Source organism: uncultured Methanobrevibacter sp., from assembly GCF_902769175.1.
Classification (GTDB): Archaea; Methanobacteriota; Methanobacteria; order Methanobacteriales; family Methanobacteriaceae; genus Methanobrevibacter.
Window position 1 is genome coordinate 19607 of record NZ_CACXNW010000036.1, and the last position, 10212, is coordinate 29818.

The 10212-nt window shown below is 30.3% G+C and carries 8 protein-coding genes and 1 pseudogene; 2 read left to right on the top strand and 7 right to left on the bottom strand.

The features are described from left to right. Window positions 1–89: 89 nt before the first annotated feature. From QZV12_RS11735 to QZV12_RS11765, 7 genes and pseudogenes are all read right to left on the bottom strand, one after another. Window positions 90–692: a UPF0254 family protein gene (locus tag QZV12_RS11735; RefSeq protein WP_366925565.1), complete on the bottom strand. Its 603-nt coding sequence runs from the start codon at window positions 690–692 to the stop codon at window positions 90–92. A gap of 25 nt (window positions 693–717) precedes the next feature. Beyond that, a complete protein-coding gene (locus tag QZV12_RS11740) occupies window positions 718–1362 on the bottom strand; it encodes a hypothetical protein (protein WP_295622091.1) in 645 nt (214 codons plus the stop codon). Between the two features lie 80 nt (window positions 1363–1442). Next, the gene (locus QZV12_RS11745; RefSeq protein WP_295622098.1) at window positions 1443–2171 is read right to left on the bottom strand and encodes a Nif3-like dinuclear metal center hexameric protein; all 729 of its coding nucleotides are present in this window, start codon (window positions 2169–2171) and stop codon (window positions 1443–1445) included. A 4-nt stretch (window positions 2172–2175) separates the two neighbouring features. After that, complete coding sequence (locus QZV12_RS11750; protein WP_295622103.1) at window positions 2176–3045, bottom strand: SAM-dependent methyltransferase HcgC family protein; 870 nt, start codon at window positions 3043–3045, stop codon at window positions 2176–2178. Between the two features lie 73 nt (window positions 3046–3118). Beyond that, entirely contained in the window at window positions 3119–3592 is a 474-nt protein-coding gene (locus QZV12_RS11755; RefSeq protein WP_295622105.1) for a DUF3236 domain-containing protein, read from the bottom strand. 71 nt (window positions 3593–3663) lie between these two features. Then, entirely contained in the window at window positions 3664–4665 is a 1002-nt protein-coding gene (hmdB, locus tag QZV12_RS11760) for a 5,10-methenyltetrahydromethanopterin hydrogenase cofactor biosynthesis protein HmdB (protein ID WP_295622111.1), read from the bottom strand. A 531-nt stretch (window positions 4666–5196) separates the two neighbouring features. After that, window positions 5197–6148: pseudogene (locus QZV12_RS11765) on the bottom strand (5,10-methenyltetrahydromethanopterin hydrogenase family protein). A 643-nt stretch (window positions 6149–6791) separates the two neighbouring features. On the opposite strand from QZV12_RS11765, the gene hmdC reads away from it, so the two are divergent. Together hmdC and QZV12_RS11775 are read left to right on the top strand one after the other, a co-directional pair. Further along, complete coding sequence (gene hmdC / locus QZV12_RS11770; RefSeq protein WP_295622116.1) at window positions 6792–8300, top strand: 5,10-methenyltetrahydromethanopterin hydrogenase cofactor biosynthesis protein HmdC; 1509 nt, start codon at window positions 6792–6794, stop codon at window positions 8298–8300. A 1147-nt stretch (window positions 8301–9447) separates the two neighbouring features. Continuing rightward, window positions 9448–10140: a hypothetical protein gene (locus tag QZV12_RS11775; RefSeq protein WP_295622118.1), complete on the top strand. Its 693-nt coding sequence runs from the start codon at window positions 9448–9450 to the stop codon at window positions 10138–10140. The last annotated feature ends 72 nt before the right edge of the window (window positions 10141–10212 follow it).

Below are 10212 nucleotides of genomic sequence, written 5' to 3' on the forward strand. Positions count from 1 at the left end.
AAAAAAAAAAAAAAAAAAAAAAAAAAAAGCAAAATAGGGTTAAAAACTATTTAAAAAAAAATAAATTACATTTAAAAGTAAAAAAAAAATTATTTATAAGATATTTTTACATTATTTAATGATTGAATCCTATCAAAATTCCCATTTAAATAATAAATTAATATCCTTAATGTTTTCTCTATACCCCTCTTTTGACGACGATACAAATTATAAGAATTAGCCTTAATTAAATCAGCACTTACATCAGAACTAGTGCTAATAATCATATCATCATCTACAATAGCCATACCTCCATAACCTATTCCTGCAGTTGTGCCAATACCTATATCTGTGCCAGCTATTTTTTTAACTGCTTCAGCCATTAATATTGACATTTCCAAATCTCCAACATCATCATAAACCTTAATGCCTTTAATAAGGCCTAAAGGTTCTACAGGATTTTCAATTCTCAAAACAGACTTAACTGCATCTAATGTTGGAATAAACAAACCACAGCTTACACTTAAATCCTTTAAATCAAAAATGGAACATTTATCCTCTAAAATTGCATCTTTAAGGCAGTCCTTTTGAGCATTGCTTATTAGATTCCAATAATCTGATGCAAAATTATCCTCATAATCCTGTGCAAGAGCATGAATTTCTCGAGCCAATATCCCATGTGTAAAGCATTCTGCAGTAGCTATTGTAATCATTTTTAAACCTTCAGTATGAGAAAAATCATTCATTATTCTTTTCTATCAATAATTTTAAAGCCTCTTTTGTTAATGTATTAGCTATATTGTCTAGAACATAAGGAGTGATTGGAATTCCATCACGAATAAAAGTGTTTGTGGTTAAAACCAAATGATCTTTTGTGATTCCCTCTTTTCTCAATTCATTAACAGCAGGATTGGAATCATCAAATTCAGAAATGTCCTTTACGATTATCTTTTCATCACCAATGCCAAAGATTCCTGCAGTTCCTAATGTTTTAGAACCATTTTCATGTGCCTTTTTAATAATCTTTGCAGCTGTAGGTATTGTATTTCCACCAGCTATTTCAATAACAACAACATCACCAGTGATTAAATCTATGTTTTCTTCTGAAATATCTTCTGTTATGGAAACAACCTCTCTAAAATCACTTGGATGAATGGAAAGTTTCTTTAAGAAATCAGACTTGTATGTTCCAACTTCAGCACCTTTAAGCAGGAAAATAATATCAGATTCTGATATTTTTTGTCCATCAATAACTGTAATTTTAGCTGGTCCTCCTCTATGAATTTGAATAAGATTGATTCCTGTTCTTAAACCTAATCTGCCAAAGCCAACTAAATCTATACTTCCTTTTGGAATTAAATTATTTTCCATTTCCTGAATCATTTTATCACATAAATTGAAATTTTAAATTAAAAATAAAAACAAAAAACTAGTTAAAAAATTATTTGATGATTATAAAAAAATTAAAAGTCTGCAGAGACATATTTCCAGGGAACTCCTGTATCTATCATTTCTACAGGAACATTGATCTCATCGTTGTTTCTAAGCATTTGTGTAAAGGCAAATAGACCTGGAAGCTCTATAATATGATGGGAAATGTCAATCAAAGTGACACCTAACTTTTTAGCTAAAATGGCATTTGAATGTGTTAGATCTCCAGAGACAAACGCATCAACTGACCTATCCTTAGCCAATTTAATAAAATCCTTATTGCTTAATCCAAATCCTGAAACAATAGCTATCTTCCTTAACATCTTATTAAAATCACCTTCATGAACCAATCTAATGTTTTCAGGACCAAACTTATAGCAAGCCAAAGCCAAGAACTGATCTAATGTCTTTGTTGTGGAACAGACTCTGCCTATTCCAGTTTGCTTATGAAAGATGGATATCGGCTTTAAGCCTAAATAGTAGGCCAAAGCATCATTAGCTCCTCCACTAATAATATCCCAATTGGAATGAACAACATAGGTAGGAGTCTTTGGCATAAACAATGGGGGATGATGGGAAATGACCAAATCGCCACTATCGAATTTCAAATCATCATTAGGGAAAAGATCCATTAGAATCTTAATATTTTTAATATCCAGATTATCATAAGTCTTCCCAAAATAGCCTATCTTATCATTTTCCAATGCATATTTTCGAGGAACCAATTCATCTACAATATTAAAAATATCAGTTGCATACATATTCTCACCTAATCAATATTTCTGAATAAATCTCATCAATAAAGTCTCTGATGACATCATCACAATCAAAGGGCAAAATTGTTGAAACCTTAATCGCTGAAGATTCAATTAAGCTGAAGAACTTATCCAAATCCTTTTGCTTGAAAATGATTTCCTCAAAGAATGTCATTTCAGATGAACAGTAAAGAACCCCTTCAGTTGCCAATATCCTATTCATGGATTGCCTTAAAACATCTATTGTGAAAGTCATTGTACCTGAGGTTTTTGTATTCAATCCTTTAGTCTTAAGAACATACTTACGATTGGAATTAACCAAATCTACCCTATGATATATGTTATTCTTATTTTTTAAAAGAGAATCGTTATCTTCAGCTATAGGGTCTTCGATTAAAAAAACATTAGAATTAATTGATTGGGATTGGCTTTCGTTTATTCCTCCCAAACCTGTCGTATCAATAACAATATCTACATTTTTTATCAGACTCAAATCTGAGGAAAATTTTATATTTTTAAATTTTTTTTCTTCATTAAACTTAAAATCCCCAGATTCATCAAATTCCTGCAGTTCAATAGGATTTCCTATTTTAGAATCAATCAAACCTTCCAAATGAGGATAAATATCAACAATTGTAATGTCATTAAAATGATTGATAGCCAAATATTTTGCAATTGCAGTTCCTGTAAAATAGCTTCCAATGATAATTATAGAACTCTCTTTTTCAATAATGCCATCTCCAATCAAACCATTGAATAAATCTAAAACAGCAGTTGCTTTCCTTTCCAAAATCAGATTAAATATATCCAGTAATTTAATCCGTGATTTAACTGTAAAAACCTCTGAGCTTATTCCAGTATCATAATCTTGACTATTCATTTCCATCATCAAAAATAAATCATATGTAAGAATTGGATTTAATCCTCTTCTTTAAATCTAACCCTAATAAATTTCATTCTTCCTTAAATCCAACCCTCTTCAATGCTTCTAAAGCTTCATTATAAACTGTTTCTTCCAAAGACTGCTTATGAACAACATGAGATGGAGAAGTTGCAGCAGTTAAAATCCGAGATTTATTGTCCATAAAAACTAAAAATGAACCTGAACCAGGAATTCCTAAACGGCCTCTTGCAATAACCAAATCAGCATCGGACTGGTCAACTGCAATCATGGCTTTTGCCACAGCAGGCATTCGGCTAAAATCAGCAAAATTGGTGTTCACCTGCAAATATTCTGCAGGAGGAATGTCAAATTTAGCCAAGACCTTGTTAATAACTTCCACCTTTATTCCATTCTTGTTGGGAATCACTATCTTTGCATTTCTAATATAATCTTGAATAGCTTCAATCTCTTCAATTGTGTCTCCAGTTCGTGTACCTTCATATGATTGAATGGAAGCCTTTCTAATACTTTCTTCAAAAGCCATCTTTTCACCGAACAAATAAAAAATTATTAAAGTATGAATAAAATTATAAGAATAAATTAATTAATTATGAATCAAGCATGAAGCTGAACTTCAAGGCCTAAATCCTCAACCACTGAAATCACTTCATGCAAATTGCCATAATCAGGAGATCCAACTCCCTTAACGACTAATGGATAATCTTCAGGAATGACTGTTGCCAAGTTGTTTGCTCCTGCAAGCAATGGAAGCTCAACATTTTTAGGACCTATTGTCGGGGTTGGGACAGTGATTCTAATCCTCGGATACATGATTCTTGTAATGGCTATGGTCTTTAGCTGCTCTTCAATAGAGCAGGGAGGATGATTTTCCATAGGAGTATCAACATATGGATTGAATCCCATAATAGGAATCTCCTCTAAAGTTTCAAAAGTTCCTAAGAAGAACAAGTGGTCAACCCTATCCTCATATGATTCCCCAAGACCAATCAACAGGCCAGAAGACAATCCAAGCCCCGCTTCTGAAACCATTTCACAAATATGTATTCTGTCAGATAATTTTTCACCAGGCTTGACGAAATTAAAAACCTCTTCATTTGTAGTCTCTAAATTGCAACAGATGGTATCTGCATTATATCTCTTTAATTCATCAACAGCCTCTTGATTTAAATCAGCACCAACATTAACCAATATTTCAAGATTGGTTTCTCCTTTTACGATTCTTGCTGCATTGACTGCTTGCTTGCCTTTGTATCCATGTCCTCCAGAACAGCTTATACGAGGTATGCCTGATTTCTCAACACAATATGCCGCTTTGCGAATTTCCTCATCAGATTTAAAGAATGCATCATAATAACCGCTAGAAGATGTTTTTGCTGCAAACCCACAATATTTGCATCTTGGCTGAACTTGACATTTGTTTGTAAGATGAATAGTAGAGGTCAGTTTAATTACATCAGAGCATTCATTGCGAATATCTCTAGCCACTTTGCATAATTTCCTTAAATTCTCTTCATCATCTATTTCAAATAATTGGATCAGTTCACTTTTGCTTAATTTTTCCCTATTTTTAGCCTTTTCTAAGATAGATTCTATCAAGTTAACACCCTAACTAGTTATAATTTAATAAATACATCATAATAATAATTAGATTAATATTTCACAAATTTTACAAAATATTAATCTGATTACATTAAACAGAATAATAAAAATAATAAAAATTTGTGAATAAATTATATTAAAATTCTTTGATTTCTTAAAAAGGATTATTTAAAAACCGATAACTTTAAATAATATACTAAAAATTCTGCAAATTATAACAATAAATAAATAATAATATCAATAAATATTTATTCATTAAATAATTTGTTATTATAATTTATCCACGTATTTACCAATATGTCAATAATAACTTATTGTTTAATATCATCTAAAGAATTAAATTAATAGCATCAATCCCAAAATTCACAAAAAAGATTAATGTCTATTAAATTTAATTTCTTTAGTTTAGGTAGCTAAAATTATTCTCTAAGAGCTAATTTCAACTATTATAACTTATAAAGTTATAACACTTATTTTAATCTTTTTTTAAGACTTAACTTATTTTTAAATCTTTTTTTGATTAATTACTTATTTAGATCTTTTTTCTAAAGATTCTAAGATAGTAGGTACAATTTCAGATAATGGACCGAAGTTCATTGAGTCAGCAGTACCTAATAATGCACCAGGGTTTAATGCATCATCCATTTTGTCAATACCTTCATCTGCCATTAATTTTGTTACGTTGGTTAATGCTTCGTTAGCCATCATTTGTGCAAATCCTGCTGGTGCACCTAAGATTTGGGTTACAGTGTCTCTGTAGGATAAAAGACCAGAGTAGGTGATTGCAGTTACTGCGGAACACATATCACATACAGGACCTACCATGTTTGCAGGTAAGGTGAATGCAGATCCTCTTGCTTTAGTACCTAAGTCTTTTAAGGTTTCAATAGCTGCAGCGTCAGCAAATCCTTCTGCAATGTAAACTTGTCCTTTCATTTCAGGTACTGCACCTGGGTGGTAGGAAGCCACATTTACGTTTTTGCCTAAGTCTTCGAAGATTTTGTTTAAGCTAGGAGTTGGAATGGTACATGCGTGGGTTACAATAGCACCGTCTTTAATTACATCAGCGAATTTTTCGATGACGGTCATCAGTTGTACATTTCATACCTAAGTCTTCTGGGTGAGTGAAGTGAATAGCACCGCCAGCTGGTTTAGGTACAGTTTCTGCTAATTCTCCTACTTTTGCTCTGATTGCAGGCATTACATCTTCAGGGTTTCCAGCTTTGTGTGCAGCAATTACTTCTGCGTAATCAAAGTCTTCCACTACAGTAAATTCACCATCAAATACAGGGTCAGCTACAACAACTTCGTCTACACCTGCTAATTCTAATAATTCAGCACCCATTTCAATAGTAGAATGGGTCATTGAAATGTTTTCCTTACCGGTTGCTTCTGCTACTTCACAAGCTCTAGAAAAATTTGTAATACCACTAGCTGCGTGAGTTCTGTAACAGCCAGCACCTAAAATTGCTACTTTCATTTTTTGATATCTCCTTTATATTTTACCACTTTGTTAGGATAAAAAAATTTTAAAATGTGAAATTCCAACTGTTGAAATAATTTAAAAAATTAAATTTTCAAACATTATCAACCTAAAATTTGAAAAATCAACTTTCAAACAAACAACATTTTAAAATTTTCATGTCTATACTAAGAAAATTTACAAGATTTTTAAATTCTTGGAGAAATAGCTAGAATTTTATTAGTTTTTAATGAAAATATATGAAATTAAATAGAACCATGAAAATGCTTCTTTAAACTAAAAAATTCCATAAAATGATTCTTTACTATCCCCAAAAAAATTTAAGTAATACTAAATTTGATAAAATACCAGATGAGTAATACTAATTAACAAAGTAGTAATAATAACTTTGTAGCAATACATATTTAAAATTATTTATTACTCAAATTGGTATAAGAAACTAAAAGTAATACTTGCCCCAAATTGATAAAAAAACACTAAGAAAAAAGCAAAATTTTTATATCATAAAAAAATTAAATAGAAAATTAGAAAAGCAATAAAATTTTATAAAAAAGTATTACATTTCAATGAAAATCATATAGTTTAGTAATAATTATCTAAAAAAAACTAAAAATCAATAAATTCACAAACGAGGTAAATAATGTACGAACTTATTAAAGAATCAATCAACAATGATGAAAGCGCTTTGGAACTGGCAAAATCAAAAAAGGATATAACATCTGTTGTAGATGCAATATCCGATTTAAGCTTAGAAGAAACCATGAAACTTGGTACCCGGTTTAAAAAGTTTCCAATTGGCTGTGATTTAACTGAAGTTGTAGTGGGAACCTGTGCTTCTGATTTGGAAAAGATGGACCTTTACGGCAATTGCATGCTTGCCAATATGATTGGAGCACCAATACACATCTGTGCATATGCATTTTCAGACATTGCAGAAAAATACGGTCAAAGAGGAGTTGAGATAATGGAAGAAGTCTACAAGATTACAGATGTTCCATTGGATCTTGACCATTTTGGAAAATATGGTGCAATGAGATTCCCAAAGCACATCGTTGGATGTGGAGGAGACTGCTATAACAAGGGTCCAAGTTTTACCGAATGCCCAAGAGGCAGAATCCATGAAAGACTGATTGATAAGGAAAAGGCCGAAATGCCAGATAAGGAAACTTGGGTACAGCTATCATCATCTGTAGCAATTAACCTAAGCAGCGAACAATGCAATGATGGACATGCAGCTCCTCTTGAAGAAGCTGAAGATTTGGCAAATCTTGCCAAAAAATATGGAAAGGGGCTTGAGGCAATAATGTTCGTAGGTGATGGATATGATGAATTGATTACAGGATTTTCAAAAGCCATTGAAATGGGAGTGGATGTATTTGTTATTGAAGGAGGTCCATTCAACAGATGTGAAAACACCAATGAAAGCTTTGCAAAGGCAATAGCTATGAGCAGAATATTATGTCCTGGAAAGGTAGTGGCCACAAATGGAGCTTATGAAAGCGAATGCAGAGCAGGGCTAAGGTCTGGATTGAATGTGATAATAACAGGCTTTCCAAAAAACCATCACGGATACATGTGCGGTTTTGAACCAGGAACTGCAAGAAGAGGGAAGTTTGGTCTTCCAAGAGTAATCAAGATCATGAATGAAGAGATTAAAGGAGGAGCAACAAGAGTCCCTATTCAAAGAGAGGAACTTTTGGCACTTACCCATGCAGTTAAGCTTGCAGGACCTGAAAACATCTATCCAAAGACAATAGGTTCATTTTCAATAGGGGATGCACATTGGGCAACTATACAAAACTCTAAGATGTATAAGGAAATGAATTTACCTAAAACCTTAGATGAAATTGCAAACAGCATTAATGTAAACAGCGTTTCATTGCATGGTGGAAGATTCGTTTCATGGCTTGTCGCTAAGGAATTGGATAAGCAGGGAATAGATGAAATCATCATAACTGACAGCAACCCTTGGATTGAAAGAGTTACTGTAAACAATTTACAGGAAGAATTGAATGCTTCAATCCATATAGGCCATAGCAATGATAAGGATGCAGGACATATTGCAAAGGAATCCATTATCACTACAACAGTTCCTAAAATACATAATGCAATTAAGGCTAAAATCCCTAATGCAGTAAATATAATTTAGGATTGCTAGATTTATCCAAAAATAATGAGGTTGTGAAAAATATAGGCTTAAAATTAGAAAATTTTCATTTATTTATAGTCAAGCAATTGAAAAAATTAATTTAAGCCTATAAAATTTTACATCTCAAAAAAATAAAAAAAAAGTTCAAAAAACCACAAAAAAGATTTAAAAAATTCAAAAATAATACTAATTAGTAAAAAATTATTAAAAAAGTAATACTTTTTTATAAAAAAGTAATAAAGTTTTTATATGAAAAATAACATAATATAACATGTGTTTAAATAGACCTTTTTTCAAAAAATATCGCTTAAATTAAAAAAAAAATGCTCTTTAAACAATAAGAACAATGTGTCACCTAAAATAAACATTGTTCTTATATCCCAATCATATAATAATTTTAATTATAAATCAACAAACTTAAGCCATAACAATTTTCTTCCTCCATCACTTTATTTTAATCTTTTTATATTTTTGCTAAACCTACATGCTTTTCATTAGCTTAATAATTGGATTATTTTTAAATTAATTGAAAGTAAGCACTTGATTCAAAAAATTTATTAAGGACAATTAAACAAATATGATAATTGTAGTATCATTAATGAAAATATTTATAAATATTTTTTTTTTAATTGAATAAAAAATCAAAAATTATCCCAATTATCGAAAATATTTATAAATATTTTTTTTAATGGAATGAGAAATAATTCAAGATGATTAATCAAAAACAAACATGTTCACAGCAAAATTACAGATGATTAATCAAAAACAAACATGTTCACAGTAGAATATATAGTGCATGTATAGACAATGAATAATTTATAAAAATGCTTAAAAATGAATTTACATAATCATTCCAATTATTAATCAGATTATTAATTTCAATTAATTTTCTAATTTTTCACAAGTCCATTGCAGTTAATTGCAGATTATTAAATTTCATCCCATTTATTTTTTTAGGGAATATAATGGCAAGCTTGAAAAGGAATGATGTTTTTGATATTTTATTTTTTCTGCATATCAGTAATTATGAGGATTATTCCCAATATCAACTAAATATTCTCCTATATATTTTATAATTAATGATTAATACTGTCATTTTTATAATATTTTTGATTATCATAACTAAACTATATTTTAGGATGATATAATGCATTTTAATGAAATAAAGTTCCAATTTGACATTAGCTCAACAGATAGTGAAATAGATAAAGCTTTTAAAAAGATAGGGTCCTTATTGAATATTCGCTTTGATGATAATTTAAATGAATACTCTACAGAAGATAATTCGCCATACACTCTTTTAAACATTTCGGACTTCAATAAGGAAAGCATTGAAAATGAAATCCGAACCTTTTTTACTTTTTCCTTCAAGGAAATTATTAATGTTCCATTATATAGATTTCTAGTTTTGAAAAACAAGGACAAATACACGATTTTAGCAAATATCAATTCATACATCTTTGATCACAACTCAATAAAATCCCTTTATAATATATTCATCAAAAAGAATGATGAAATTCTTGAAAAGAACATTTTAGATTATCACAACAAACTTGAATCCTATTTGTCTTCCCCTGATTTTGAAAAGGATTCCTCTTTTTGGAAAAACTGTCTCTTGGAAAATGGAGACAACGTCAAATTTTATCAAATCAAATCTGAAAATTATGCTAATTTTGAAATTCAATTTAACAATGAAAAGCTTGCTGATTTTACAAAGGAACATAATATCTCTAAAATGGATTTTTTTACAGGCATATTGTCTTTATATCTATCTAGAATTGATAGGACAAAGGGCGGTATTTTAAAACAAATATCCATAATAAAAATATTGATACTTTAGATAAGAATACTCTAATAAACGTTAATTATTTAAATGAAAGCACATTCATTGATTACTTAAATGAGATAAAAA